General features: G+C 71.1%; 23 protein-coding genes and 1 tRNA gene. 12 read left to right on the top strand and 12 right to left on the bottom strand.

Translation table 11 applies throughout. From position 1 onward, the window contains the following. Entirely contained in the window at window positions 1-1,098 is a 1,098-nt protein-coding gene (locus BLS99_RS11705; protein WP_091049118.1) for a calcium:cation antiporter, read from the top strand. On the opposite strand, the gene BLS99_RS11700 is transcribed toward BLS99_RS11705, so the two are convergent. Further along, window positions 1,095-1,871, bottom strand: coding sequence for a TSUP family transporter (locus BLS99_RS11700; RefSeq protein ID WP_091049658.1), 777 nt, complete (start codon window positions 1,869-1,871; stop codon window positions 1,095-1,097). The genes BLS99_RS11705 and BLS99_RS11700 overlap by 4 nt on opposite strands. A 101-nt stretch (window positions 1,872-1,972) precedes the next feature. Between BLS99_RS11700 and BLS99_RS11695 the strand changes: the two genes are divergently transcribed. Next, entirely contained in the window at window positions 1,973-2,572 is a 600-nt protein-coding gene (locus BLS99_RS11695) for a helix-turn-helix domain-containing protein (RefSeq protein WP_091049114.1), read from the top strand. Between the two features lie 373 nt (window positions 2,573-2,945). On the opposite strand, the gene BLS99_RS11690 is transcribed toward BLS99_RS11695, so the two are convergent. After that, window positions 2,946-4,427: a catalase gene (locus BLS99_RS11690; RefSeq protein WP_091049111.1), complete on the bottom strand. Its 1,482-nt coding sequence runs from the start codon at window positions 4,425-4,427 to the stop codon at window positions 2,946-2,948. 189 nt (window positions 4,428-4,616) lie between these two features. Between BLS99_RS11690 and BLS99_RS11685 the strand changes: the two genes are divergently transcribed. The 3 genes from BLS99_RS11685 (at window position 4,617) to BLS99_RS11675 (ending at window position 6,937) form a co-directional block, all read left to right on the top strand. Continuing rightward, window positions 4,617-5,033: a Fur family transcriptional regulator gene (locus BLS99_RS11685; RefSeq protein ID WP_091049108.1), complete on the top strand. Its 417-nt coding sequence runs from the start codon at window positions 4,617-4,619 to the stop codon at window positions 5,031-5,033. 48 nt (window positions 5,034-5,081) lie between these two features. Continuing rightward, window positions 5,082-6,428 (top strand): Na+/H+ antiporter NhaA, encoded by a 1,347-nt coding sequence (gene nhaA / locus BLS99_RS11680; protein ID WP_091049105.1) that lies wholly within the window; start codon window positions 5,082-5,084, stop codon window positions 6,426-6,428. 119 nt (window positions 6,429-6,547) lie between these two features. Then, entirely contained in the window at window positions 6,548-6,937 is a 390-nt protein-coding gene (locus BLS99_RS11675; protein WP_091049102.1) for a DUF3151 domain-containing protein, read from the top strand. 198 nt (window positions 6,938-7,135) lie between these two features. Here BLS99_RS11675 and BLS99_RS11670 read toward each other — a convergent pair whose 3' ends face one another. From BLS99_RS11670 to BLS99_RS11660, 3 genes are all read right to left on the bottom strand, one after another. After that, window positions 7,136-7,621 (bottom strand): Rieske (2Fe-2S) protein, encoded by a 486-nt coding sequence (locus BLS99_RS11670; protein ID WP_091049097.1) that lies wholly within the window; start codon window positions 7,619-7,621, stop codon window positions 7,136-7,138. Window positions 7,622-7,830: 209 nt separating this feature from the next. Next, window positions 7,831-8,958, bottom strand: coding sequence for an acyl-CoA dehydrogenase family protein (locus BLS99_RS11665; RefSeq protein WP_091049093.1), 1,128 nt, complete (start codon window positions 8,956-8,958; stop codon window positions 7,831-7,833). A gap of 12 nt (window positions 8,959-8,970) precedes the next feature. After that, on the bottom strand, window positions 8,971-10,494 hold the full coding sequence (locus BLS99_RS11660) for an acyl-CoA carboxylase subunit beta (RefSeq protein WP_091049654.1): 1,524 nt from the start codon (window positions 10,492-10,494) through the stop codon (window positions 8,971-8,973). A gap of 542 nt (window positions 10,495-11,036) precedes the next feature. Between BLS99_RS11660 and BLS99_RS11655 the strand changes: the two genes are divergently transcribed. Then, window positions 11,037-13,175, top strand: coding sequence for an acyltransferase family protein (locus BLS99_RS11655; protein ID WP_176953321.1), 2,139 nt, complete (start codon window positions 11,037-11,039; stop codon window positions 13,173-13,175). 116 nt (window positions 13,176-13,291) lie between these two features. Here the strand turns inward: BLS99_RS11655 and deoD are convergent, their stop codons facing one another. Then, the gene (deoD, locus tag BLS99_RS11650) at window positions 13,292-13,999 is read right to left on the bottom strand and encodes a purine-nucleoside phosphorylase (RefSeq protein ID WP_091049087.1); all 708 of its coding nucleotides are present in this window, start codon (window positions 13,997-13,999) and stop codon (window positions 13,292-13,294) included. A gap of 108 nt (window positions 14,000-14,107) precedes the next feature. Between deoD and BLS99_RS11645 the strand changes: the two genes are divergently transcribed. From BLS99_RS11645 to BLS99_RS11635, 3 genes are all read left to right on the top strand, one after another. Continuing rightward, window positions 14,108-14,198, top strand: a tRNA-Ser gene (locus BLS99_RS11645). 119 nt (window positions 14,199-14,317) lie between these two features. Further along, complete coding sequence (locus tag BLS99_RS11640; protein WP_218126426.1) at window positions 14,318-15,247, top strand: endonuclease/exonuclease/phosphatase family protein; 930 nt, start codon at window positions 14,318-14,320, stop codon at window positions 15,245-15,247. A gap of 216 nt (window positions 15,248-15,463) precedes the next feature. Next, complete coding sequence (locus BLS99_RS11635) at window positions 15,464-16,174, top strand: ATP-binding cassette domain-containing protein (protein ID WP_091049647.1); 711 nt, start codon at window positions 15,464-15,466, stop codon at window positions 16,172-16,174. A 185-nt stretch (window positions 16,175-16,359) separates the two neighbouring features. Here the strand turns inward: BLS99_RS11635 and BLS99_RS11630 are convergent, their stop codons facing one another. Further along, complete coding sequence (locus tag BLS99_RS11630) at window positions 16,360-18,801, bottom strand: penicillin-binding protein (protein ID WP_091049083.1); 2,442 nt, start codon at window positions 18,799-18,801, stop codon at window positions 16,360-16,362. 340 nt (window positions 18,802-19,141) lie between these two features. Between BLS99_RS11630 and BLS99_RS11625 the strand changes: the two genes are divergently transcribed. Continuing rightward, window positions 19,142-19,468, top strand: a complete 327-nt coding sequence (locus tag BLS99_RS11625) for a WhiB family transcriptional regulator (RefSeq protein WP_091049643.1) — start codon at window positions 19,142-19,144, stop codon at window positions 19,466-19,468. 926 nt (window positions 19,469-20,394) lie between these two features. Here the strand turns inward: BLS99_RS11625 and BLS99_RS11620 are convergent. Genes BLS99_RS11620 through BLS99_RS11610 form a run of 3 tightly spaced genes read right to left on the bottom strand, consistent with a single transcriptional unit; the run spans window position 20,395 to window position 23,085 of the window. Further along, window positions 20,395-21,534: an ArsA family ATPase gene (locus BLS99_RS11620; RefSeq protein WP_091049080.1), complete on the bottom strand. Its 1,140-nt coding sequence runs from the start codon at window positions 21,532-21,534 to the stop codon at window positions 20,395-20,397. Next, on the bottom strand, window positions 21,524-22,489 hold the full coding sequence (locus BLS99_RS11615) for an ArsA-related P-loop ATPase (RefSeq protein ID WP_091049076.1): 966 nt from the start codon (window positions 22,487-22,489) through the stop codon (window positions 21,524-21,526). The genes BLS99_RS11620 and BLS99_RS11615 overlap by 11 nt, the downstream gene beginning before the upstream one ends. Window positions 22,490-22,503: 14 nt before the next feature. Continuing rightward, a complete protein-coding gene (locus BLS99_RS11610) occupies window positions 22,504-23,085 on the bottom strand; it encodes a hypothetical protein (protein WP_143034770.1) in 582 nt (193 codons plus the stop codon). A gap of 114 nt (window positions 23,086-23,199) precedes the next feature. Between BLS99_RS11610 and sp36 the strand changes: the two genes are divergently transcribed. Next, a complete protein-coding gene (gene sp36, locus BLS99_RS26190; RefSeq protein WP_091049070.1) occupies window positions 23,200-23,358 on the top strand; it encodes a Sp36 family protein in 159 nt (52 codons plus the stop codon). A gap of 2 nt (window positions 23,359-23,360) precedes the next feature. Next, entirely contained in the window at window positions 23,361-23,843 is a 483-nt protein-coding gene (locus BLS99_RS11600; protein WP_091049067.1) for a RidA family protein, read from the top strand. A gap of 64 nt (window positions 23,844-23,907) precedes the next feature. Here BLS99_RS11600 and BLS99_RS11595 read toward each other — a convergent pair whose 3' ends face one another. After that, window positions 23,908-25,002 carry a fumarylacetoacetate hydrolase family protein gene (locus BLS99_RS11595; RefSeq protein ID WP_091049064.1) on the bottom strand — a complete coding sequence of 365 codons (1,095 nt, stop codon included), beginning with the start codon at window positions 25,000-25,002 and terminating at the stop codon, window positions 23,908-23,910. 55 nt (window positions 25,003-25,057) lie between these two features. Then, on the bottom strand, window positions 25,058-25,912 hold the full coding sequence (locus BLS99_RS11590; RefSeq protein WP_091049061.1) for a tetratricopeptide repeat protein: 855 nt from the start codon (window positions 25,910-25,912) through the stop codon (window positions 25,058-25,060). Between the last annotated feature and the right edge of the window lie 17 nt (window positions 25,913-25,929).

Below are 25,929 nucleotides of genomic sequence, written 5' to 3'. Positions count from 1 at the left end.
ATGAGCGTCGCGAAACGATCCCCGCTGCTGTCCTGGACCGTCATCGCGCCGGTGGTCGGCATCCTCGTCCTCGCCCTCACGTGGGGCCGCGACTCGGGTGCCGTACTCGTCACGATCGCCGCGGTCGCCCTCATGGCCACGGTCCTCGCCGCGGTCCACCACGCCGAGGTCGTCGCCCACCGGGTCGGCGAACCCTACGGCTCCCTCGTCCTCGCCGTGGCCGTCACGGTCATCGAGGTCGCCCTCATCGTCACCGTCATGGCCTCCGGCGGCCACGACGCCGAGACCCTCGCCCGCGACACCGTGTTCGCCGCGGTCATGATCACCACCAACGGCATCGTCGGCATTGCGCTCCTGGTCGGCGCCTTGAAGTACGGGACGGTCCTGTTCAACTCCGAAGGGTCGGGCGCGGCCCTCGCGACCGTGGCGACCCTCGCGACCCTCGGCCTGGTCCTGCCCTCGTTCACCACCAGCGAGGCCGGCCCGGAGTACTCGACGTCGCAGCTCGTGTTCGCGGCGCTGGCGTCGATCGTCCTGTACGGCCTGTTCGTGTTCACGCAGACGGTGCGCCACCGCGACTTCTTCCTGCCCATCACCGAGTCGGGCGTGGTCACCGAGGAGACGCACGCCGACCCGCCGAGCGGGAAGACCGCGCTGCTGAGCCTGGGGATGCTCATGGTCGCCCTGGTGGGCGTGGTCGGCCTGGCGAAGGTCGAGTCCCCGGCGATCAAGGCGGGCGTCGATGCGGCCGGGTTCCCGGCCTCCTCGGTCGGTGTGGCGATCGCGCTGCTGGTGCTGCTCCCGGAGTCGATCGCGGCGATCCGCGCGGCCTCGCGCGATCGCATGCAGACGAGCATCAACCTCGGTTACGGGTCGGCGATGGCCTCGATCGGCCTGACGATCCCGGCGATCGCGATCGCCTCGTTCTTCATGGACGGGCCGCTGCTGCTCGGGCTCGGCTCGACCCAGATCGTGCTGCTGGGCCTGACCCTGGTCGTGAGCGTCCTGACGGTGGTCCCGGGCCGGGCGACGCGCCTCCAGGGCGGCGTCCACCTGGTGCTGCTGGCGGCCTACCTGTTCCTGGCGATCAACCCTTAGCGGGCGCCCGCCCACACGTCCCAGCTCAGGCGGGCGAGGAGGGCGAGCACGACCACGACCAGGACGATCCGCACGAACCGGGAGCCGCGGGCCATGGCGGTGCGGGCGCCGAACCAGGCCCCGGCCATGCACCCGGCGCCGAGGACCAGGCCCAGGAGCCACGACACGTTGCCCTGGAGCGCGAACACGGTGACCGCGCCGATGTTGGTGGTGGCGTTGACGACCTTGGTGTGCGCGGCGGCGGCGACGTAGTCGAAGCCGGTGATGGCGGTGAACGCGACGGCGAGGAAGATCCCGGTGCCGGGGCCGATGATGCCGTCGTAGAAGGCGACTCCGACGCCGGCGGTGAGCATGAGCGCGGCGGCGCGCAGCGGGGTGCGCAGCTTCGGCTGCGGTTCGAGGCCGAGCTGGGGCCGGGCGATGACCAGGACCAGGACGGCCAGGAGCACCGCGATGATGATGGGCTTCAACGCGCTCGCCGAGACCGCGAGGGCGGCGACCGCGCCCGCGCCGGAGCCGAGGAGGGCGAGGCCGACGGTGGGCCACAGCAGCCGGTGCTCGAGTTTGATCTTGCGCGAGTACGTGATCGCGGAGATGGTGGTGCCGCAGACCGAGGCCATCTTGTTGGTGCCCAGCATGAGCTGCACCGGGGCTGTGGGGAAGGCCACGAGGAGGGCGGGAAGCTGGATCAGCCCGCCGCCGCCGACGACCGCGTCGACCCATCCGGCGAACACGGCCGCGACGATGAGCAGGGCGAACACGCCGGGGTCGATGTCGAAGGGCACCAGGCCAAGTTACTTGCCGCGCGGCTGGGAGACACGCCGATGAGGTGAGGAACACGTGGCGGTGCGTAATCGTCTGATATCAACAGGTCATGGACATGACGAAGCCTATGACCCACTTGGTGAAACGCGGCTACGAGTACGCGTTCGAGCCCGATGACCAGCAGCGGAGGAACCTGGAGGAGACCCTCGAAGCGGTTCGGGCCGTGTACAACTGGTCGTTGTCGGTGTTCCAGCGCGAATGGCGCGCGAAGGGGGAGAAGATCTCGTACGCGGAGATCTCGGCCCGGTTGACCAAGTGGAAGGACCAGGCCCCGAACCGGTGGGTCAAGGCGTACTCGTCGGTGCCGCTCCAGCAGATCGCGCGGCAGCTCCACACCGAGTACCACGCGTTCCTCAACGGGCGCAGCCGCGAGCCGGCGCCGAAGGAGCACGGCGAGCAGGAGCAGCTGGTGTACTCGCGGGCCGGGTACTACCTGAAGGGCCGCGAGGTGAAGCTCGCGAAGCACAAGGCGCCGTTGGACATCATGTGGGGGCTGGAGCGCCCGAGCCGCGACGACATCACCTCGATCACGGTGATCCGCGAGAGCGTGGAGCGGTGGCGGCTGTGGATCGTGGCCGAGGAGTTCGTGGAGGTCCCGCGGCAGAAGCCGCCGGAGTGCGGCGAGTGCGGGCGCGTCCTGGAGGAGTAGCCCGGAAGCGGACCGCGGACGCGGAACGGCCCCCGCGCTGGAAGCGCACGGGGGCCGTTCGCGTGCCCGCCCGGGAAAGCCCTTCGAACCCGGGCGGGCGGCGGCTCTCGCCGGCGCTCCTGTTGACAGGGGGCGCGCCGGCGCGGCAGAGCCGGTGTCGAGGCGGTCGCGGGTCCCGGCGGCTTCTTTCTGGGACCCGTCCCCGCTCGGCGTCTTCGGTCGCGGCGTTACCGCCGGAGTTCGGCTACGGCCTCCGCGAGCCGCTTGCCGCTGTGCTTCGCGGTGCGGGAAGCGGCGGCGTCACGGTCGCAGTGCGGCTACGGCCGCCGCGAGCCGCTTCCCGCTGTGCTTCCCGGTACGGGAAGCGGCGGCGTCACGGTCGCAGTTCGGCAACGGCCTCCGAAAGCCGCTTCCCGTACTGCTCGTCCGCCTTCGCAAAGTTCGCGACGGCGCGTTCGACGATGTCGTCGCGGGTGACCTTGGCGAGGAACCCGGCGAGGTTGGCAATGAGGCGGTCCTGCTCGGCGGCGGTCATGAGCCGGTAGAGGTCCCCGGCCTGCACGAAGTCGTCGTCCTCGGCGTGGTGCGGGGTCTCCCACTCGCCGGTGGCGCCCGCGACCTGGACCGGCGCCCACAGGGGCCGTCCGGTCGCTTCGGGGCCGCCGAAGGAGTTCGGCCCGTAGTTCTTCGCGCGGCCGTGGCGGCCGTCGTAGCCGGTGCCGTCGCGGTTCCCGTTGCGCGCCGCGGTGGCGTGCGGGCGGTTGACCGGCAGCTGGTCGGCGTTGATCCCGACCCGGTACCGGTGCGCGTCGCCGTAGGCGAACAGGCGGCCCTGGAGCATCTTGTCGGGGCTGGGCCCGATGCCCGGCACGAAGTGCGCGGGGGAGAACGCGGACTGCTCGACCTCGGCGAACACGTTGTCCGGGTTCCGGTTCAGTTCGAGCTTCCCGACGGTGATCCGCGGGTAGTCGGCGTTCGGCCAGACCTTGGTGAGGTCGAACGGGTTGAACCGGTAGGCCGCGGCCTCGGCGGCGGGCATGATCTGGACCTGCACGGTCCAGGACGGGAAGTCGCCGCGCTCGATCGCCTCGCGCAGGTCGCGCTGGTGCGAGTCGGGGTCGGTGCCGGCGACCGCGTTCGCCTCGTCCTGGGTGAGGTTGCGGATGCCCTGGTCGGTCTTGAAGTGGTACTTGACCCAGAACTGCTCGCCGGCCTCGTTCACCCACTGGTAGGTGTGCGAGCCGAAGCCGTCCATGTGCCGGTAGGAGGCGGGGATGCCGCGGTCGCCGAACAGCCAGGTGACCTGGTGCGTGGACTCGGGGGAGAGGCCCCAGAAGTCCCACACGTTGTCGGCCTCCTGCGAACCGGTGTACGGGTCGCGCTTCTGGGTGTGGATGAAGTCGGGGAACTTGATCGCGTCGCGGATGAAGAACACCGGGGTGTTGTTGCCGACGAGGTCGTAGTTGCCCTCCTCGGTGTAGAACTTCAGCGCCCAGCCGCGCGGGTCGCGCACGGCGTCGGCCGAGCCGAGGGAGCCGGCGACGGTGGAGAAGCGCAGGAACGTCTCGGTCTCCTTGCCGACCCCGTTCAGGAACGCGGCGCGCGTGTACGCGGAGACGTCGGCGGTGACGGTGAAGGTCCCGTAGGCGCCGGCGCCGCGGGCGTGGACGACCCGCTCGGGGATGCGCTCGCGGTTGAAGTGGGCGAGCTTCTCCAGCAGGACCTGGTCCTGGACGAGCAGCGGCCCGCCGGGGCCGGCGGCCTCGCTCTGGTCGTCGGAGCCGACGGGGGCGCCGGACTCGGTGGTCAGCGGCCCGGCCGTGTCGTCGAAGTCGGTGCTCTCGGTTGTGCTCACGGTGGAGCCCCTTCCTGGCGGTCGTCCCCGGCGCCGTCGCCGGCGGGGACCGTCCTCGATGTCTCGTGCGTCGGACTCGATCCTAACTTAGACTATGTCTAAACTAAGAAGCCGTCCAGTGTCAGTGGTGCCACACCCGTTTGTCCTGCTAGGGTGGTATTCGACTTCCTGACCGTGTGAGAGAACAGCATGAGTGACCTGGTAACCCGACTGCGGCGCCACAACTGGCGCATCACCCCTCAGCGACGCGTCATCGCCGAGACGCTGGAGGGCTCCCACGTGCACTTCACCGCCGAGGAGATCCTCGAACGCGCCTGCGAGCGCATGCCCGAACTCTCCCGCGCCACCGTCTACAACACCCTCAACGAGATGGTCGCCCTCGGCGAGATCCTCGAACTCACCCTCGAAGGCCGCTCCAAGCGCTACGACCCCAACGCCGACCACGAGCACCACCACCTCATCTGCGAGGGCTGCGGCCTTATGAAGGACGTCCACACCGTCGCCGACCCCGCCGACTGGCTCCCCGGCGACGAGCGCCACGGCTTCACCGTCACCCGCTCCTCCGTCACCTACCGGGGCCTGTGCCCCGACTGCCAGGGCGCATAGTCCCCTAAGGAGTGGTTCGCCCCCACCCGCCCGGATAGGCTCTGGCCCATGACGCTGCCCAAGGAGCCCTGGAAGTCCGACATCTGGCGCGACCGCCCCGCGTTCCTCTACTCGCGTCGCCCCATCGCCCGCTACGTCGGCCGCCCCGCCGCCGAGTTCCTCAAGATCGAACCCGCCGCCGGCCTCGTCCTCGTCGCCTGCGCCGTCCTCGCCATGGCCTGGGCCAACTCCCCCTGGTCCGCGACCTACGACGCCGTCTGGGGCCTCGACATCACCGTCAGCCTCGGCGACTTCACCCTCCACCACACCCTCAAGGACTGGATCAACGACGGCCTCATGGCCGTGTTCTTCTTCGTCGTCGGCATGGAGATCAAGAGCGAGATCGTCTCCGGCGAACTCAGCGACCCCCGCTCCGCCGTCCCGCCCATCGCCGCCGCCGTCGGCGGCATGGCCGTCCCCGCCCTCCTCTACACCGCCCTCAACGCCGGCACCCCCGGCGCCCACGGCTGGGGCATCCCCATGGCCACCGACATCGCCTTCGCTCTCGGCGTCCTCGCCCTCTTCGGCTCCCGCATCCCCGCCGCCGCCAAGGTCTTCCTCCTCACCCTCGCCATCGTCGACGACCTCGGCGCCATCGCCGTCATCGCCGTCTTCTACACCGACCGGATCTCCATGCCCTGGCTCGCCACGGCCGCCGCCCTCATCGCCCTCGCGGTCCTCATGCGCCTCCTCAACGTCTGGTCCACCCCCATCTACCTCGTCATCGGCGTCCTCCTGTGGGTCGCCATGCTCGAATCCGGCGTCCACGCCACCATCGCCGGCGTCGCCATGGGCCTCATCATCGCCGCCAAGCCCCTCCTCGACCCCGCCGTCGCCCACGCCGAGGCCCAGGAGCTCGCCAAGGACGGCCTCACCGTCGCCGAAACCGAGCGCCTCGTCAGGCTCACCCGCGACGCCCAGCCCCCCGCCGACCGGCTCCAGTACCAGAACCACCGCTTCTCCTCCTTCGTCGTGCTGCCGCTCTTCGCGCTGGCCAACGCCGGGATCCCGCTCTCGGCCGACCTCCTCGGCGCCGCCGCCGGCTCCACCGTGACGCTCGGGATCGTGCTCGGCCTCGTCGCCGGCAAGACCGCCGGCATCACCCTCACCACCTGGATCGTCGTCAGGACCGGCCTCGGGCGGATGCCGCGCGGCACGAGCTGGCCGCTGCTCACCGCGATCGCCGCCATCGCGGGCATCGGCTTCACCGTGGCCCTGTTCATCACCGAGCTCGCGTTCCGCGGCGGCGACCCGTCCCTCACCTACGAGGGCAAGACGGGCGTCCTCGCCGCCTCGCTCCTCGCCGCCGTCATCGGCGGCGTCGCCGTCCACCTCACCGCGCCCCGAACGCCGTAGGAGGACGATGCCGACCCGCTCACGGAGGCCGCGCCGAAGGCGGGGTTAGGCTTGGCCGACTGCTTTTCACGAGCGACTCGACCCTAGAGTGAGGACCCGCATTGGCTCCGCAGAATCTGATGTCACAGCCTCCGGCGACGCAGCTGCCCGAGGACACCGAGGCCAGGAAGTACCTCGACGAGCACTCGCCCGAGGACACCGTCCGCCAGTTCCCGTGGTTCTGCGCCGCGTGGGCGCGGCTGGCGAAGAACGCCCTGGAGTCGGGCGACGACGTCACCGCCTACGCCTTCGCGCGCACCGGTTACCACCGCGGCCTCGACCAGCTCCGCCGCAGCGGTTGGAAGGGCCACGGCCCGATCCCGTGGGAGCACAAGCCGAACCGCGGCTTCCTCAAGTCCCTGCACCAGCTCTCGCGCGCCGCCGCCGCCATCGGCGAGGCCGACGAGGCCGCCCGCTGCGCCCAGTTCCTGCGGGACTCGGACCCGGCCGCCGCCGACGCCCTCACCTGATCCGCACGGCGCGGACGCGGCGCCGGTGCGGGCCGCGCGGGTGCGGCCCGCCCGCCGCAGTGCGCTGCACCGCACTGCAATGCACCGCGCACTGCACCGCTATGCACCGCCCGGGGGCCGCACGCCCCGGGACGACGACGGGGAACGGCCGGGGAGCCCAGCTCCCCGGCCGTTCCGCCGTCCATCCGTCCCCTCGCCCTAGGCGAGGAAGATCTGCCCGTCCTCCACGGTGATCTCCACCGGGGCCAGCCCGGTCTCGGCCGGGCCCTGCTCCAGCTCGCCCTCCAGGGAGAACTGCGAACCGTGGTTCGGGCACACGATCACCCCGTCCGCGTCCGGCGGGTTCACGGTCGTCCCCATGTGCGGGCACGCCGCCGAGAACGCCAGGAACTCGTCCGCGCTCGGCTGCACCAGCACCGTGTCCTCGACGACGATCCCGCCGCCCTCCGGCACGTCCGCGGTCGCGGCGATCGCCGTCCCCCCGCCCGCGTCCCCCGTCGACCCCTCGGACCCCCCGGTCGTCGCGTCGTCCGACCCCGAGGTCGGATCCGAGGACGGCGACTCGGCCGTCCCGCACGCGGCCAGCGCACCCGCGGCGCCGAGCCCTGCCAGCCCGCACATCAGCCCGCGCCGCGAGGCGAGGACCCGCTGGGCGAGGTCGCTTCCGGTCTTGCTGTCGGTCATGTCTGAGCTCCTTTTCGAGCGGCCCGCCCGTCCGGTGGACGGCCCCATGGCAGCCTGCAAGCCATGCGAGAGGTATCAGGCCGCGGCGGCAACGCTACTGCCGAAGAGCCGAGCTTGTCACGGTTCGGGGGAGAAACTCAAGACCTTTAGTTGAAGTTTTCAGTAAACTCTCAGGCGGCGACCGGAACCCCGGCCGCCGCCTGAAACACCTACAGCCCCATGGACCTCGCGATGAGCATCCGCTGCACCTCATTGGTGCCCTCGCCGATCTCCAGCACCTTGCAGTCCCGCCACGCCCGCGCCACCGGCGTCTCGTTCATGAACCCGTACCCGCCGAAGATCTGCGTCGCCTCCCGCGCGTTGTCCACCGCCGCCATCGACGCGTGCAGCTTCGCCAGCGCCGCGTCCGTCCCGAACGGCTCCCCGGCCTCCGCCTTCAGCGCCGCGTCCTGCCACGCCAGGCGCGACGTGTGCGCCCGGAGCTTCATGTCCGCGAGCATGAACGCGATCGACTGGTTCTCCGCGATCGGCCGCCCGAACGCCTCCCGGTCCTTCGCGTGCGCCAGCGCCTCGTCCAGGCACCCCTGCGCGGACCCGGTCGCGAGCGCCGCGATGGCGACGCGCCCGGAGTCGAGCAGTTCGAGGAACTGGACGAAGCCGCGCCCGCGCTGGCCGATGATGTTCGCTTCGGGCACACGGCAGTCGTCGAAGTACACGGGCCGGGTGTCGGAGGCGCGCCAGCCCACTTTGGAGTACTCGGGTCCGATCTGGAGTCCGGGCGTGCCGGGTTCGACGGCGATGCAGGTGACCTCGCCGGGCCCGGTCTGGGCGGTGGTGATGATGAGGTCGGTCATGGCGGTGCCGGCGTTGGTGATGAAGCACTTGGCGCCGTCGATGACCCATTCGCCGTCCTCCAGGCGGGCCTTGGTGTCGGTGTGGCCCGCGTCGGTGCCGCCGCCGGGCTCGGTGAGGGCGAAGGCGACGAGGCCCTGCCCGGCGGCGAGGTTGGGGAGCCACTTGGCCTGCTGCTCGGCCGTGCCGTACTTGGCGATGGCCTCGGCGCCGAGGGTCACGGACGCCTCGACGGTGACGGCGACGGAGGCGTCGACGCGGGCGATCTCCTCCAGCGCGAGGCCGAGCATGAACAGGCCCATGCCGGCGCCGCCGTGCTCCTCGGGAAGGGTGACCCCGAGGACGCCCAGCTTGCCGAGCCCCCTGACCAGCTCGATCGGGAACTCCCCGCGCTCGTAGAAGTCGCCGATGACGGGTCGGACCTGCTCCTGCGCGTAGGCGCGCACGGCGGCGGCGAATTCGGTCTGCTCGAGGTCGAGTTTCATGGCGGGCTCCTCTTACACCGGTGTGATCGGGTGTCTGCGGTCGGCGAACCGGCGGTCCTTGTGGGACAGCCGGCGGTAACGGGCGATGAGGTCATCGCGGAGTTCCTCGGGGGCGAGGACGTCGTCGACGACGAGTTCCCCTGCGAGCCTTCGCAGGTCGACGTCGGCTTCGTATTCGGCGCGCCGGTCGGCGACGAACTGCTCCCGCTGGGCGGGGTCGTCGATGGCGGCGATCTTGTTGGCGTACACGGCGTTCACCGCGGCCTCGGCGCCCATGACGGCGATCCGGGCGGTCGGGAGCGCGAGCACGGCGTCGGACCCGAAGGCGGGCCCGGCCATGGCGTACAGCCCCGCGCCGTACGCCTTGCGGACGACGACGCAGATCTTGGGGACGGTGGCCTCGGCGACGGCGGCGATCATCTTGGCGCCGTGGCGGATGATCCCGGCGTGCTCGACGGCGGAGCCGACCATGAACCCGGGGACGTCGGCGAGGAACAGCAGCGGCACGTTGAACGCGTCGCAGGTGTTGACGAACCGGGCGGCCTTGTCGGCGGAGTCGGAGAACAGGACGCCGCCGCGGATCGCGGAGTTGTTGGCGACGATGCCGACGGGGCGGCCGTCGAGGCGCGCGAACGCGGTGGTGAGCTCCCCGGCCCAGCGGGCCTGGACTTCGAGGATGGAGCCCTGGTCGACCAGGCCCTTCACGAAGTCGCGCATGTCGAACGGGGCCGACTCGCTCGGCGGGATCACGGCGGCGAGGTCGACCGGGAGGGCGGGGCGGGCGGCGCGCACGGGCGCGGGCTGCGTCCAGTTCGAGGGGAGGTAGGAGAGCCAGCGGCGGACGTCGGCGATGGCCTCGTCCTCGTTGCGGCACAGGAAGTGCCCGACGCCGGACTGCTCGCAGTGGACGCGGGCGCCGCCCATGTCCTCCAGGGTGGTCTTCTCGCCGGTGACCATCTCGACCATGCGGGGGCTGCCGAGGTACATGGAGGCGTTGCCGTCGACCATGGCGACGATGTCGCAGAACGCGGGGATGTAGGCGCCGCCGGCGGCGCTGGGGCCGAAGAGCGCGCACGCCTGCGGGATCTTCCCCGAGGCCCGGACCTGCTCGTGGAAGATCCGCCCGGCGCCGCGGCGGCCGGGGAACAGCTGCACCTGGTCGGTGATGCGGGCGCCGGCGGAGTCGACGAGGTAGACGATCGGGTGCTGCTCGAGCTGGGCGGCCTCGATGGTGCGGATGATCTTCTCGACGGTGCGCGCGCCCCAGGACCCGGCCTTGACGGTGGAGTCGTTGGCGACGAGGCGGACCGGGCGGCCCTGCACGGTGGCGGAGCCGACGACCACGCCGTCGGCGGGCAGCGACGGGTCGGGGTTGGCCCACAGGGCGTCCTCGCGGAACGAGTCGGGGTCGCACAGCCGCCGGATCCGCTCGCGGGCGTGGTACTTGCCCGCGGCGGCGGCCGCCTGGTGGTACTTCTCGGCCCCGCCGCGCTCGATCCGCTCGCGTTCGGCCGGGTAGTCCCCGCTGAAGTCCACGGTGCCGTCCTCCTTGACGATCAATCCCTTAACGATCGTTAAGGCACCGTAATCGTGGCATGGCGCCGCCCCCCTGTCAATCGATCTCCGCGCCCCCGCAATTCATTGAATCCACCTCGCATCCGCCCCGCCGAAACCCCATGTCGCACCCCCGCGTCACCCTTGGATTCGGGGGCGCTCAGAACGCCCGATTCGCCCACATTCACGTTCCGCTCGGCCCCACCGGAGCACCCGCCGCCGCGCCCGGCCCACCGCTGTCGGACCCTTCAGGCACTGTCGATCCGGGGGCGCCTCGCCGCGCCCGATTTCTCCGCATTCACATTCGGCACGCCTCCCGCACCCCCGAGACCGGCCCCATGTCGCACCCCTCGGGCACTGTTGATCCGGGGGTGCCTGCGAATGCCCGATTCCTCCGCATTCACGTTCCGCCCCGGACCGCTCCCGCCGCGCCCCGCCTTCTACGCTCGATGCGTCACCCCGCCATCCCGGCTGCATCTCGGCCGCATCCCGGCCGCACCCCGCCGCCCCGCCCCCGGAGACCCATGAGCGCCACCTCCACCGCCGAACCCGCGGCCGGACCGGACCGGACCGCCCCCGCGCCCGCCGCCCGACCGCCGCGCCTGCGCGAGATCGACGGCCTGCGCGGCCTCGCCATCGCCGTCATCGCCGTCTACCACATCTGGTTCGACCGCGTCTCCGGCGGCGTCGACATCTTCCTGCTCATGTCCGGCTTCTTCATCACCGCCGGCTTCCTCCGCTCGGCCGACGCCGGCCGCGGCCTCGGCTACCTCCCCTACGCCGCCCGCATCGTCCGCCGCATCTTCCCGCCCGCGCTCGTCGTCGCCGCGGCCACCGTCCTCATGGTGTTCCTCTGGCTCCCGCGAGCCACCTGGTCCCAGCAGCTCGGGGACATCACCGCCTCCGCCCTCTACTACGGCAACTGGAACCTCGCCGCCCACTCCGTCGACTACCTCTCCTCCAACAACGGCGCGAGCATCGTCCAGCACTACTGGTCCCTCGGCGTCCAGACCCAGTTCTACGTCCTCTGGCCGGTCCTCATCGGCCTCGTCCTCTGGGCCGCCCGCCGCACCGGCCTCCCCCCGATGCGCACCGTCGCCGCCGCCCTCGCCCTCGTCCTCGCCGCCTCCTTCGCCTTCGCGCTCTGGGAGACCGCGACGAACCAGGCGTACGCCTACTTCGACACCCGCGCCCGCATCTGGCAGTTCGCCGCCGGCGGCCTCCTCGCCCTCGCCCTCCGCCCGAGTGTCCGCGCCTGGACGGGACGCCTCGCCGGCCCCGTCCCCGCGATCCTCGGCTGGTCCGGCGTCGCCGTCCTCGTCTTCGCCGGCGCGTTCCTCGAATCCACCCAGTTCCCCGGCTGGGCCGCCCTCGCCCCCGTCGCCGGCGCCTGCGCCGTGATCCTCGCCGCGACCGCCGCCCCCGGCACCGGCGCCGGACGCCTCCTCAACACCTGGCCGCTCCAGCGCCTCGGCACCCTCTCCTACACGCTCTACCTCTGGCACTGGCCGATCCTCGTCTGCTACCTGACCGCCACCGGACGCGACACCGCGACCCTCCCCGGCGGCCTCGCCATCCTCGCCGCCGCCACCGCCCTCGCCGCCCTCACCCACTGGGCCGTCGAACGGCGCCTCCCCGCCAGCGGCCTCGGCCAGCGCACCTCCCGCGGCGCCTTCGCCCTCGGCGCCGCCTGCCTCGCCCTCGTCCTCGCCGCCTGCGCCTCCATGACCTGGTACATCGCCCACGAGCGCGCCCGCCTCGCCGAGGCCGCCACCGACCCCGCCCGCTACCCCGGCGCGGCAGCCCTCGACCCCGCCCTCGACCTCGACCTCCCCGACGCCGACTTCGCCCCCTCCACCCTCGACGCCGCCCAGGACTACGACCCCGCGCTCTCCGGCCACTGCAACGTCACCATGGAGGGCTACGAGCCGATCCGGTGCGACTTCGCCGGAGGCGAACTAGTGTCCAGCGCCGGAGGCGAACCAGTGTCCAGCGCCGGAGGCGAACCGGTGGCGACCGGCGAAGGACAGAACCAGGCCGCTGCCACGGTCGTCATGTACGGCGGCTCCAAGATCTGGCAGTGGCTCCCAGCCGTCCTCGAAGCCGCCGAGGCCCGGAACTGGCACGTCATCGCCTACACCAAGAACGCCTGCATCATCGAGACCGGCCAGGAGGCCCTCGGCGAGGAGCGCTACCGCTCCTGCGCGGCCTGGAACGACGCCGTCGTCGCCGAGATCGCCGACATCGACCCCGACCTCGTCCTCACCTACGGCTCCCGCGTCGGATACGAGGCGTACGAGACGTTCCCCGACTACACCGACCGCTACGAGCAGCTCCTCGCCACCGGCGCGAACGTCGCCGTCATCCGCGACACCCCGAGCCCCCGCTTCGACGTCCCCATGTGCGTCGACCTCCACGGCCCCGACGCCGCCGAGTGCACCGTCGACCGCGGCGCCTACTACGAGGAGGGCGCCTTCGCCGCGCTCGCCGTCCCCGAGGGGATCGCGAAGATCGACCTCACGGACTACATCTGCGGACCCGAGACCTGCCCGCCCGTGGTCGGCAACGTCCTCGTCTACCGCGACGACGCCCACCTGACCAACACGTACGCCGCGACCCTCGGCCCCTACCTCGAAGCCGAGCTCGCGGCCGCCCTCGGATAGCCGGAAGGCCCGGTCCTCTGGGCCGGGCCTTCCGGGAGAACTCGCCGCCGTGCTCCGCCCGGCGCGGATCGCGAAACCGCACCGCGCCGCCGCTATGCCATCACGGCGCTGAGCCGCTACGCCGTGACGGCGTCCAGGGCGATCTCCACCATCTCCGAGAACGACTCCTGGCGGTCGGCCGCGGGCAGCTCCGTGCCCTTGAGGATGTGGTCCGAGATCGTGCACAGCGCCAGCGCCCGCGCCTTGAACTTCGCGGCGAGCGTGTAGATCGCCGCCGCCTCCATCTCGATCGCGAGGATGCCGTAGTCGGCGAGCTTCGCCTCCACCTCGGGGGCGTCCGTGTAGAACGTGTCCGAGGAGTACAGCTGGCCCACGTGCAGCTCGATCCCGCGCGCGGCCGCGGCGTCGACGGCGCCGCGCAGCAGCCCGAAGTCGGCGACGGGCGCGTAGTCGACCACGCCGTTGAAGCGGATGCGGTTCATCGACGAGTTCGTCGACGCCCCGATGCCCGCCACCACGTCGCGCAGCTCGATGTCGTCGTGGATCGCACCGGCGGAGCCGACCCGCACCACGGTCTTCACGCCGTACACGTCCAGCAGCTCGTGCGTGTAGATCGACGCCGACGGCTGGCCCATCCCCGTGCCCTGGACCGAGACGCGCTTGCCCTTGTACGTCCCGGTGAACCCGAACATGTTCCGCACCTCCGAGTAGCACTCGGCGTCGGTGAGGAAGGTCTCGGCGATCCACTTCGCGCGCAGCGGGTCCCCCGGAAGGAGGACGCTCTCGGCGATGTCGCCGGGCTCGGCGGAGATGTGTGCAGTCATGCCGCCAGCTTCTCATAAACATCCCATGAATTCGCGGAGACCGTCTGTGAGGTGGATCGCCCGATCCCGGTCGCGATCGCGCCGCGGGCATCCGGTAACGTTTTCGGCGGTGGCGTGTCCGAGCGGCCGAAGGAGCTCGCCTCGAAAGCGAGTGTTGGGTAACCCTCAACCGTGGGTTCAAATCCCACCGCCACCGCCAACGTCCGAACGCCGGGCCTCACCGAGGCCCGGCGTTCGTGGTTCCTGGCGGCCTCCCGCTAGGCTGTCGAAACTCCGAAGCGGCCCGCGTGCGCCGCTCGACCTCGAAGGGCGGACCGGGTGGGCAAGACGGGTGCGAAGTTCTACAGCGGCGTCGTCATCGCCGCCTCCCTCATCCTGGCCGCGATCCTGCTCCTCCACCGGTTCATCCCCAACCGCTGGTACAACCTCGGCAGCCTCATCGAGACGTTCCTGCCCTGGTTCGGCATCGGCGTCCCGGTCCTCATCCTCCTGGCCGCCATCCGCCGCCGCCCCATCGCGATCATCTGCGCGCTCCTGCCCGCGCTCGTCTGGTTCCAGATGTACGCCGCGCTCATCCCCGACAAGCACGACGGCGAGGGCGACTTCCGTGTGGTCGCCCACAACGTGAACGCCGAGAACACCGACACCGAGGCCACCGCCGCCACCCTCCTCGCCGCCGCGCCCGACGTCATCGTCCTCGTCGAGCTCACCGAGGACCAGCGCACGGCCTGGGCCGACGTCCTCGACCCCGACTACGAGTACTCCGCCGCCTACGGCACCGTCGCCCTCTGGTCGCGCCACCCCATCACCGAGTCGAACGAGGTCGACCTCAACCTCGGCTGGGCCCGCGCCTTCCGGGCCGCGATCGACATCGACGGCGAGCCCGTCGCGTTCTACGTCGCCCACCTGCTCTCCGTGCGCGTCAACACCGAGGGCTTCACCTCCGAGCAGCGCAACGAGACCGCTACCCTCCTCGGGGAGGCCATCGCGGGCGAGGAGCTCGACCGGGTGGTCCTCGCCGGGGACCTCAACGGCACCGTCCAGGACCGCTCCCTCGCCCCGATCACGTACCAGCTCGAGTCCGCGCAGGCGTCCGCCGGGAAGGGCTTCGGGTTCACCTGGCCCGCCGACACCCCGCTCGCCCGGATCGACCAGGTCCTCTACCGGGGCCTGAACGCCACCGGCTCCGACGTCCTCGACGCGACCGCCTCCGACCACCGCCCCGTCCAGGCCGACTTCGCGTTCTGACCCCGCCGCCCGGGTTTTCGCGGCGGGTGCAACTCCCGGCGGGGGTGTCGGCGTCTCACTGACGTGACCCGAGACGACGCCACGCTGATCCTGCCCACCGTCACCGCGGAGGGCTCGGTGGACGACACCGCCGTGTTCGCGCGCGTCGCCGAGGACACCCCCGCGCCCGGCGTCGGCCCCGACCCGCGGGCGCTCATCGAACTCGACGGCGTCGGCATGACCTACCCCGGCCCGCCGCCCGTCGAAGCGCTCAAACCGGTGCGGCTCAAGGTCGCCGACGGCGAGTACGTCGCGATCGTCGGCCCCTCCGGCTCCGGCAAGTCGACCCTGCTCAACCTCCTGGGCCTGCTCGACGCGCCCACCTCCGGCACGTACTGGCTCGACGGGCACGACACCTCGACGATGAAGGAGTCCCTGCGGACCCGCCTGCGCGCCGACAAGATCGGCTTCATCTTCCAGTCGTTCCACCTCATGGCCCACCGCACCGCCACCGAGAACGTCGCCATGTCCCTGGTCTACCAGGGCATCCCGCGCCGCAGGCGCCGCCAGATCGCCCGCGAGAAGCTCGAACTCGTCGGCCTCGGCCACCGCCTCGACGCCCTCCCCACGACCCTCTCCGGCGGCGAGCGGCAGCGCGTGGCGATCGCCCGCGCGCTCGCGGCGGAGCCGAGCCTGCTGCTGTGCGACGAGCCGACCGGCAACCTGGACTCGCACACTGCCGAGGCGGTCCTGGCGACGATCGACGAGCTGCACTCGGGGGGCCTGACGGTCCTCATGATCACCCACGACCACGACGTCGCCGAGCGCGCGCAGCGCGCGGTGACGATCCGCGACGGCGAACTGCGCGAGGGCAACCACGTCGGCGACGGCCGCGTTCCGACCGACGAGCCGGCCCCGGGCACGCTCGTCATGCCCCGCGCGGACTAGCCGCCGCGTCCCCGTCTTTACACCCTCCCAAGGAAAACGAGGGCCCGCACCGGATGGTGCGGGCCCTCTCCCGTGCTGTCTCCCGTTCCGCAGTCCGGGGCCGCCGTCCGGACGAAGCACTGCGGCGCCGCCCCGAGTGGGGCGGCGCCGCATGAGCGCTCGAGTGGTTCGGCCGGGGCCGGACCTCAGTCCCGGTCGCCTCCCGGACCGCCTGGGCCGCCGGTGGTCTCGTCGCCCTCGGGTTCCTCCTCCTCGAAGTCGGAGCCGTTGGACACGAGGATGTAGACGGGCGCGCCGCTCGGTGCCGACCCGGACGGGGAGGTCGCGAACGCCTCGCCCTCCTTGCAGTCGGAGTCGAACCTGCCGGGGGCGATCGAGGCGTCGAAGCCCGCGTTGGCGACGCGGGAGCGGGCGTCGTCGGCGTCCATGCACTCGATCGACGGGATGCCGGTGAGGTTCTTGCCGTTGATCATCTCGTCGGACGGTTTCGACCAGCCCTCCTCTTCGAGGTCCTTGACGGCCTTCTCGAGGATCCAGACGCCGACCTGCTTCACGGAGTCCTTGAGACCCGATGTGGCGACGCCGGACCGGTAGGTGGCGTCGGTGTCGCCGACGAACGTCGCGGTGGTGGCGTTCGGGGTCGAGCCGATGAACCAGTAGGCGCGGTCGGAGTCGGAGGTGCCGGTCTTGCCGAACAGCGGGCGGTCGAAGCCGCCGGTGTAGGCGGCGGCGGTGCCGTTGCCGGAGCACTGGGTGCCGTCGACGCTCTGGCCCACGACGCAGCGGCCGGCGCTGACGGCCGCGTCCGCGACCTCCTCGGAGAACGCCTGGTCGCACTGCGGCGCAGCCGCTTCGGGCCAGTCCTCGCCGTTGGCCTTGATGACCTGGGTGACCGGCAGCGGGTTGCAGTGGACGCCGCCGGCGGCGACCGTGGCGTACGCCTCGGCCATGTCCATCGGGGTCGTGGCGTCGAACCCGAGGGTGAAGACGCCGTAGTCGTCCAGGGTGCCGTTCTCGATGTGGCCGTCGAGGACGTCGTTGTTGTAGAAGTCGATCCCGGCGCGCTTGGCCGCGTCGTACGCCTTGCTGGTGCCGACCATCTCCTGGAGCTGCACGAACGCGGTGTTCGAGGAGCGTCCGAACATGCCCCACATGTTCATCGGGGAGGCGGACCAGTTGCCGTCGTTGGAGGGGCACCAGTGCTTCTGGTTGTGCTCCAGGGTGCCTCCGCACGAGGACGGGTCGTCGGCGGAGGTGAGGTAGTGCGAGGTGTACGTGCCCGGCGAGGGGATGCGCGTCTCCAGCGGCCAGCCCTCTTCGAGGCCGGCGAGCATGGTGAACATCTTGAACGTCGAGCCGGCGGGGTAGCCGGCGACGCGTTCGTTGCCGCTGAGCAGCGGGATGGTGGTGTTGGGGTAGTTCGAGGGCTTGGAGTCGTCGCCGTCGGTGCGTGGACCGTTGTCGGTCTGGTCGAGGCTGTAGACGCGATTGACGGCCATGGCCCTGACGTGCCCGGTGCCGGGGGTGAGGGTCACCGATCCGAGGGTGGCGGGGTCGTCCACGTCGACCTCGTCGGCGAGGCGCTCGGTGGCGTCGTTCTGGAGGTCGGCGTCGAGCGAGGTGACGATCTTGAAGCCGCCGCGCTTGAGCAGGGAGATGCGGTCGCGCTCGGTCTCGCCGAAGATCTCCTGGCTGCCCCACCACTCCTTGAAGAAGTCGCAGAAGAAGCCCCAGTTGGCGGTGGCCACGTCGACGCACTCGCTGCGGACGGGCCGCGGGTTGAGGCCGAGCGGCTGCTCCTTGGCGGCGTCGGCGTCGGACTGGGAGATCGAGCCGAGGGAGGCCATGCGGTCGAGGATCCAGTTGCGGCGCTCGATGATCTGGCTGTCGTCGCCCTCGCCGTCGAGGAGGCCGTCGGCGTAGGAGGGGAACTTCGGCAGGGAGGCGAGAGTGGCGGCCTCGGCGAGGGTGAGCTCGCTCGGGGGCTTGTTGAAGTAGCTGTAGGCGCCGGCGTGGACACCGTACGCCTGGTTGCCGAGGTAGATGACGTTCAGGTAGCCCTCGAGGATCTCCTCTTTGGACATCGACTCCTCGATCGCCATGGCGAACCGGGCTTCTCGGAGCTTGCGCTCGTAGGTGTCCTCGGACGCGGCGATGACCTCGTCGATGGTTGAGGCCGAGTAGATCAGGGTATTGCGAACGAACTGCATCGTCAGGGTGGATGCACCCTGCGAGTCGCCGCCCTGGTTCGCCACCGCGGCCCGGATGATCCCGGCCCAGTCGACGCCGTTGTGCTCGTAGAACTTCGAGTCCTCGGCGGCGAGCAGTGCTTCGACCATGAGCGGGGAGACCTCGTCGAGTGCGACCTCGCGGCGGTTCTCCTCGTAGAAGGAGGTGATCAGGGTCTCTCCGTCAGATGCGTACACATAGGACGTCTGCGGGAGCGTCGGTTTGGTGAGCTCGGTCGGCAGCGATTCGAACGACTGGATGCTGTTCTCGGCGGCCATGCCGAAGAGTCCCGCCAGGGGGAAGGCGGCCGCGGCCGCGAGGATCCCGGCAAGGACGCCGCAGACGAGCAGGGCTACGGCATCCCCGAAGGGACTGCGGTCGCGTTTCAAGGTCTCCACCGCCTCAGATTAGAACGGACGTCGGGAAGCGCGGGGACTGCCGGGCAGTTGTGCGGAGCACGGCCACGGGAACCGGCGCCGGCGGTGCCCCAGAGGGATACGCCGCGAGCACGGATCGAGGGTGCCCCCGTATTGGAATCGTTATTATCGCGAGTCGCATTCGCGTGGCGAACCGTAGGGGTGAAGGCGTCCCATGGAGTCCGAATTTCGTCTCGGAGAGTAGTCAAACACTTACAAGAGGTGTAGGGTCCGTTCTGACGGCGACGTTGTGTGATCGAGAGATCACTCGATTGTAGTCGTCGGGGGTATGAAGGGTAGATCTCACGGGGAGGTCATGCGGATGGGACTGCTGATCGACTGGACGACCAAGGCACTTTGCCAGGATGGTGATCCTGACGCCTTGTTCGTTCAAGGGGCCGAGCAGAACAATGCGAAGAAGGTATGCCGCGGCTGTCCAGTCCGGCTGGAATGCCTCGCAGACGCACTCGATAATCGCATCGAGTTCGGAGTCTGGGGCGGCATGACCGAACGGGAGCGGCGGGCGCTGCTGCGCAAGCACGCCGATGTCCGTTCATGGAGGGCGGTCTTCGAAGTCGCCCTCGAAGATGAGCAGCGCAACGCTCGCAGGAGCAGCCGGCGCCGGATACCGGTGAACCTCAACTTCTGACCGGCCGGCCGCCCGATGGCGGCCACTTCACGCTTACGAGCCCGGACGGCGAAGCCGTCCGGGCTCGTTCACGTCCGGACCCCTGTGGAAAACTCCTCCGCTCACCACCAGGCAAAATGTCAATCCCTCACAGAGTTATCCACAGGCGGGAAATCAATCCTGTACAGCAGGGCCCCGACCTGTGATTGTTGGTAGCAAAAACACCTTTCTCCTGGTGGTGGTTGGAGGAGGAGGGAGGTGGAGTCGGTCTGGCAGGACTGGCGGTGAATGTGGGATTCCCCGGGGGCCGCCCCCGAAGACCGCGCGGGAGTGCACTCCCGCGCGGCTCCTGCCAGACACACCTCGCGAGGTGATGAAGAAAGCGCGGGCGCATCGGCAAACCAGCCGATGCGCCCGCACCAAAAAGAACACGACCACCGAATCGGCAAGCAACCGACCACCGGACATTCGAACAACCAACCGAAGACAAACCTGTCGCCCGGCACTAAAGACGAAGAAACGCGCCGAGCACAATCGATCCAACCGATCGAGATAATTCGCACAAGCGACCGAGATAAATGCCGATTCCTGGCGTGAGCACACCCGAATTCGCCATTCCGCACGACGGGCCGTAAAAACCGATCAACGGCGAAATGGCCCCAGAAAAAGAAGTCTCACTCACGCGGGCGGATTCATTCGCACGAACCCGATCGGGCCGGCCGTGACAGCCTCTAAAGGCACCGCCGTTGCCAGTCGCGGCCGCAGCCGACACCCAATCCGAGGCCCCTGGGTGGGAGGGGCGCGGCCTGGGGATGGGCGCTTGAGGGCCGGGCAGGGCGAGAGGGCGCGGTTTCTGGGGGTCGGGAGGGGCAAGGCTGCGCTGCTGGGGTGGTCCGTAGTGATCGGGTTGGAGACCCCATGTGAGAGCCCTGCCTGTTCAGGTCAGGTCAGGTCTGGTCTGGTCTGGTCTGGGTGCCGACTGCGGCGGCTCCGAAGGCGCGGAGGTCTTCGAGGTCGACGACCTCGACGCCGAGGGAGGGAAGCCAGCGCTGGGGGACCTTGGGGCAGGCGGCCTCGTAGCGGGCGGCCACGCGTTCTTCGGCGGTGCGGCGGCGGGCCAGGTCGGCGTGAGTTCGCAGGACCGCCGCGACGGGGTCCGCCGGGTCGGCCTCTTCGAGTTGGGCCGCCGCACCGAGGGCGCGTTCGGCCGAGAGGTCGGCGTCGACCGGGGTCAGGCGGTTGAGGATCATGCCGTCGAGAGGCATGTGCTCCTCGGTGAGGCGGCGAGTGAAGTAGACGGCCTCGCCGACCGCGGCCGGCTCGGGGGCGGCGATGACCAGGAACGAGGTCTGGTCGTCCTGGAGGGCCCTGAAGGTGGCCTCGGCGCGCTTGCGGAAGCCGCCGAAGGTGTCCTCCAGGCTCGCTGTGAACTCGGCGACATCGGTGAGCAGGTGCCCGCCGAGGACCTTGTTGAACACCCGCGTGAACACTGCCGCGCTCGCCCCCATGAGCGAGAGCATCGAGCGGCGCGCGCCCGGGGTCGAGGCGGAGAGCAGGCGGATGATCCGCCCGTCGAGGAACCGGGCCAGACGCGCGGGGGCGTCGAGGAAGTCGAGGGCCGATCGCGACGGCGGGGTGTCGAGGACGATGAGGTCCCACCGGCCCGTGGCCCGGAGCTGGCCGAGCTTCTCCATCGCCATGTACTCCTGCGTGCCCGAGAACGTCGACGACACCGCCTGGTAGAACGGGTTCGCGAAGATCTCCGCGGCCCGGTCCTTCGAGGTGTGCGAGGCCACGACCTCGTCGAACGTCCGCTTCATGTCGAGCATCATCGCGTCGAGGGACCCGTCGCGCACCCCCGCGACCGGCCGCGGCGTGTTGTCCAGGGCCTCCATGCCCAGCGACTGGGCGAGGCGCCGGGCAGGGTCGATCGTCAGGACCACCGTCCGGCGGCCGTGCGCCTCGGCCGCGCGCAGCGCCAGCGCCGCCGCGGTCGTGGTCTTGCCCACACCGCCCGAGCCGCAGCACGCGATCACGTGCTTGCCCTCGTCGCCGAGCAGCGCGTCGATGTCGAGTTCAGTGCGCATCCTGGCCTCCGAGCCGGGGCGTGAGCTCCCGGGCGAGCTGGTACAGCCCCGACAGGTCGACGCCCTCGGGGATGAGCGGCAGTTCCTCCACCCGCCGGCCGAGCTGCTCGAGCCGGTCCCGGTACGCGTCGACCGCCCGGATCTCGGCCCGCGCCGACTCGTACTCGCTCATGAGTCCGGCCACCAGCGCCGCATCGGGCACCAGGCCCGCCGACGCGAGCCCGGCCTCGAGCTCGTCGGGCGTGATCTCGGCGGGCTTGGCGCCCGTGACCTTGTTCAGGATGATCCGCCCGACCGGCAGGTCCGCGGCCATGAGCTCGCGGTGCGCGTCGACCGTCTCCTGCACCGGCATCGCCGCCGGGGTCGTGACCAGGTGCACCGCCATCTGCGACGAGTGCAGCAGCCGCGCCACCGACCGCGAGTGCTTCCCGATCGGCCCGGTCTTGGCGAGGCGCCCCGACTCCACGGTGACGTTGAGGAACTTGACGACCCGGCCCGTCGGGGGCGCGTCGAGGACGACAGCGTCGTACGCCATCCGCCCCGACTCCGTCCGCGACACCGCCTCCTTGAGCTTCCCGGTGAGCAGGATGTCGCGCAGGCCCGGCGCGATGGTCGTCGCGAAGTCGATCGCCCCGAACTTCTGGAGCGCCCGCCCGGCCGAGCCGAGCCGGTAGAACATCGTCAGGTAGTCCAGCAGCGCCTCGTCGGCGCCCACGGACTGGCCGAAGACCTCCCCGCCGCCTGCGCCCGCGGCGAGGTGCCGTTCCTCGTAACCGAGGGACGCGGTCCCGAACAGGGGCGCGATGCCCTGCCGCCCTTCGACCTCCGCCAGCAGCACCCGCCGGCCGGGGCCGGCGAGCGCCAGGGCGAGCGCCGCGGCGACCGAGGTCTTCCCCGTGCCGCCCTTCCCGGTGACGATGTGCAGGCGCGGCACCGGGAGCGCAGAGGCAGTCATTCATCGGAGTCTAGTCATCCGGCGGCGATCCCGCAGATGAGCCATTGCGGATCGCCCTCCTCGGCCACGAGCGTGAACTCCCAGGTGGCCGGGGACGCGCCGCCGTCCATGGCGATCTCGGCGGTGACGGCCGCCGCACCCACCGAGCGCCCGGTCTCGGCGACCCCGCTCCACGCCAGCCCGCCGTCGGCCGCGGCCATCGCGGCGACGACCGCGCTCAGGTCGCGGTCGGCCTTGTCGGTGCACAGCCAGGTCGCGGCGGCCTCGGCGTCGCGCTCGTCGAGGAGCGCGCCGAGGAACGCGGCTACGGTCCGCTCGGGCGAGTCGGTGACCTCGGCGGCGGTCTCGCCGCCGAGGAACAGCCGGGTCGCGCCGAACACGAGCGCGGCGCAGAACAGGACCGCCGCCACGGCCGTCACTACTGTCCACAAGAGACTCGACCGGTCGCCGGACGATCCGGGCCGCGGATGCGGCGGGACGGTGCGCCTCGGGGCGGGCTCCTGGCGCGGGACCTGCGCGGGCGGGGACTCGGCGGCGCGGTCGCGCACGGGTTCGGCGGCGGCGTCCGACGACTGCGCCGCAGTGTCTGACGACATGGGGACTCCCTGGTTCACTGGTGCGGCACGGGGCCGCGGGACTCTTCGGGGAGGCGACGCACTCTGAGCGTAGCGGTGCGCCGCGGGCGAATCAAGACGCCGTACTGTGGGCCCATGGAGAAATGGGAGTACCTCACGGCACCGCTGCTGATCCACAACACCAAGATGATCCTCGATACGTTCGGCGAGGACGGCTGGGAACTGGTCACCGTCCTGCCCGGCCAGAACTCGGAGCAGCTGGTGGCGTACTTCAAGCGCAAGAAGGAGCAGTAGCCGTGGCAAACGTCGAGGCCGCGCTCGCCCGTCTGGGCCTGGCGCTCCCGGCGGTCGTCCCGCCGGTGGCCGCCTACCGGCCCGCCGTCGTGGCGGGGGACTACGTGTACACCTCGGGGCAGCTCCCGATGGTCGACGGGGCCCTGGCCGCGACCGGGAAGGTCGGCGCGGAGGTCGACCCCGAGCGCGCCTACGAGCTGGCCCGGACCTGCGCGCTGAACGCGCTGGCGGCGGTGGCCTCGGTGGCGCCGCTCGACCGGGTGGTCCAGATCGTGAAGGTCGTGGGCTTCGTGGCGTCGGCGCCGGAGTTCACCGGGCAGCCGAAGGTCGTGAACGGCGCTTCGGAGCTGCTGGGGGAGGTGTTCGGGGAGGCCGGGACGCACGCGCGCAGCGCGGTGGGCGTCGCGGTGCTGCCGCTGGACGCCCCGGTCGAGGTCGAGCTGGTGGCCCGGCTCGCCCCGGTGGCGAAGACGGTCCCGGTCTAGGCGCATCCCGTTCGGTTTCCACCGGTCGGTCCCCGCGGGGACCGACCGGTTTCGGCCGTGTCCGTCAGGTGATGGACGGGAGGACGCGGGTCTCGACCTCGCCGAGGGCGATGGTGGTGCCGCGCGGCCCGGGCGCGGTGGCGGTGACCTTGACGACGTCGCCGTTCTCCAGGCTCCACTGGCCGGTGACGGCCTCGCCGGAGCCGTACATGAGGCCCGAGCGCAGGAGCGCGCCGCCGGCGGTGAGCTGGGCGAGCTGCTGCGCGGGCGTCCAGCACGCCTCGGCGAAGTCGGCGCCGGCGACCGCGACGCCGTTGACCTCGATGTTCAGGTGCAGGTCGAAGCCGTACCGGTCGGACTCCTTCAGGTAGGAGGCCATGTCGGCGGCGGGCTGGGGCGCGGCGGTGCGGGCGGCGCTGAGCGACTCGATGGGCGTGACCCAGGCGCTCATGGAGGTCGCGAACGACTTTGAGGCGATGGGGCCGAGGCCGTCGGTCTCCAGCTCCTGGAAGTCGCGGGCGGTCCAGTCGTTGAGCAGGACCGCGCCGAACACGTAGTCCTCGAACTCGTCGGGGGAGACGGGGCGGCCCAGTTCGGACTCGCCGCCGACGATGAACCCGACCTCGGCCTCGATGTCGAGGGCGCGGCTGGGGCCGAACGCGAGGTGGCCGTCGTCGCCGCGGCGGTGCCCGGCCGGGCGCACGAGGTCCATCCCGGAGGGGATGAGCGTCGAGGGCCGGCCGTTGGAGGCGCGCGGGTAGACCCGGTCGGAGCCGGGGACGCGCATGGTGAAGTCGACGTAGTCGGTGACCAGGAGCGGGGCGTGCATGACCGCGTCGCCGATCGGGGTGAGCCAGTTGGACGCGACGTCCTGGAGGCTCGGTTCGCTCAGGGCCTCCTGGACCTGGGCGCGGACCTGCTTCCAGGCGGGCTTGCCGAGCGACAGCAGCCGGTTGAGGGCCGGGTCGCGCAGGGCGGTGCAGGCGGCGCAGGTCTGGCAGTCGCCGGAGAGGACCGCCTTGTGCATGTCGAGGATCTGGTCGCCGATGCGCACGCCGATCCGCGGCAGCGTCTCGTCGGCGGTCGAGAAGACCCCGAACGGCAGGTTGTGGATGTTGTACGGGCTTTCGTCGGCCCGGGGTACCCAGCAGGTGGTCACGTGTCGTCCTCCATCGGATCGGTGTGATGGAGTAACGAGCGCCCCCCGCCGGAGGTCACTCGGGGTTGCGGTGCCGGCGCAGAACTGTGAACCAACCCACCCATGCGGCGACCGCGACGGCGGCGAAGAACAGGCGCGGGCCGGGCGCGATCTCGGTGCCGAGGAGCGCGGGGACGGCGAAGACGACGGCGAGGCCGAGCAGGATCGAGCGGCCGAGCGCGCCGCGGAAGAACCCGGGGCCGTAGATCTTCTCGCGCCAGTGTGGGTCGTCCTTGGCGGCGTCGACCCAGGCGGGCCGGCGGGCGGGGCGGACGGCGGGCGCGATGCCGCCGACGTCCGCGGCGGCGCCGCTCCAGCGGTGCTTGGCCGGCTCGGTCCCGGTGTGCCCGAGGTCGGCGGCGGCGCGGCGGGAGCGCCTGGCGAGGTCGTCCATGCCGAGGTCCTCGGCGATCGCGGCGAGCGCGAGGTGGGTGCGGGGCTGCTCGGGGGCGAGGTTCACGGCGTTCCACGCGGCGTCGAGCGCGGGCTGGGCGGCTCCGGCGCGGCGGGTGATGAGCGCGTAGTGGATGTGGTGCTGCCAGGAGGCGCGGTCGAGTTCGAGGAGGCTCGCGGCGGCCTGCATGGCCTCGTCGCGGCGCCCGGCGTCGGCGAGCGCGTAGCCGCGGGTGACGAGCGCCCGCGGGTGCCCGGGGGTCTGGGCGAGGGCCGCCCCGGCGTAGACGAGGGCCTCGTCGGGGTCGTGGTCGGCGAGGGCGCACGCGGCGGCCATCGCGTTGGCGTCGGGGTCGAGGGGGTCGAGGCGCAGCGCGGTGTCGACCTCGGCGCGCGCGTCGGCGACCTGCCCGAGCTCGTAGAGGAGCTCGGCGCTGCGGAGGTGCTCGCCGACCGTGCGCTTGGGGTCTTCGTCCATGGGTCTACTCCCGGACA

It is taken from the genome of Glycomyces sambucus (genome assembly GCF_900102815.1).
GTDB classification, from domain to species: Bacteria; Actinomycetota; Actinomycetes; order Mycobacteriales; family Micromonosporaceae; genus Glycomyces; species Glycomyces sambucus.
Note: the sequence above shows the minus strand (reverse complement) of the source record. Positions and strands in the feature narration are given on the sequence as shown.

What these genes read in the sequence shown, in the direction of transcription:
- nhaA (WP_091049105.1), top strand. Translation starts at nt 5,082, where the DNA reads ATGACGCTGCCCAAGGAGCCCTGGAAGTCCGACATCTGGCGCGACCGC.
- deoD (WP_091049087.1), bottom strand. Translation starts at nt 13,999, where the DNA reads ATGACTGCACACATCTCCGCCGAGCCCGGCGACATCGCCGAGAGCGTC.
- BLS99_RS11615 (WP_091049076.1), bottom strand. Translation starts at nt 22,489, where the DNA reads ATGACTGCCTCTGCGCTCCCGGTGCCGCGCCTGCACATCGTCACCGGG.
- BLS99_RS11670 (WP_091049097.1), bottom strand. Translation starts at nt 7,621, where the DNA reads ATGACCGACAGCAAGACCGGAAGCGACCTCGCCCAGCGGGTCCTCGCC.
- BLS99_RS11675 (WP_091049102.1), top strand. Translation starts at nt 6,548, where the DNA reads ATGTCACAGCCTCCGGCGACGCAGCTGCCCGAGGACACCGAGGCCAGG.
- BLS99_RS11610 (WP_143034770.1), bottom strand. Translation starts at nt 23,085, where the DNA reads ATGTCGTCAGACACTGCGGCGCAGTCGTCGGACGCCGCCGCCGAACCC.
- BLS99_RS11625 (WP_091049643.1), top strand. Translation starts at nt 19,142, where the DNA reads ATGGGACTGCTGATCGACTGGACGACCAAGGCACTTTGCCAGGATGGT.
- BLS99_RS11635 (WP_091049647.1), top strand. Translation starts at nt 15,464, where the DNA reads ATGACCTACCCCGGCCCGCCGCCCGTCGAAGCGCTCAAACCGGTGCGG.
- sp36 (WP_091049070.1), top strand. Translation starts at nt 23,200, where the DNA reads ATGGAGAAATGGGAGTACCTCACGGCACCGCTGCTGATCCACAACACC.
- BLS99_RS11695 (WP_091049114.1), top strand. Translation starts at nt 1,973, where the DNA reads ATGGACATGACGAAGCCTATGACCCACTTGGTGAAACGCGGCTACGAG.
- BLS99_RS11665 (WP_091049093.1), bottom strand. Translation starts at nt 8,958, where the DNA reads ATGAAACTCGACCTCGAGCAGACCGAATTCGCCGCCGCCGTGCGCGCC.
- BLS99_RS11590 (WP_091049061.1), bottom strand. Translation starts at nt 25,912, where the DNA reads ATGGACGAAGACCCCAAGCGCACGGTCGGCGAGCACCTCCGCAGCGCC.
- BLS99_RS11685 (WP_091049108.1), top strand. Translation starts at nt 4,617, where the DNA reads ATGAGTGACCTGGTAACCCGACTGCGGCGCCACAACTGGCGCATCACC.
- BLS99_RS11705 (WP_091049118.1), top strand. Translation starts at nt 1, where the DNA reads ATGAGCGTCGCGAAACGATCCCCGCTGCTGTCCTGGACCGTCATCGCG.
- BLS99_RS11655 (WP_176953321.1), top strand. Translation starts at nt 11,037, where the DNA reads ATGAGCGCCACCTCCACCGCCGAACCCGCGGCCGGACCGGACCGGACC.
- BLS99_RS11620 (WP_091049080.1), bottom strand. Translation starts at nt 21,534, where the DNA reads ATGCGCACTGAACTCGACATCGACGCGCTGCTCGGCGACGAGGGCAAG.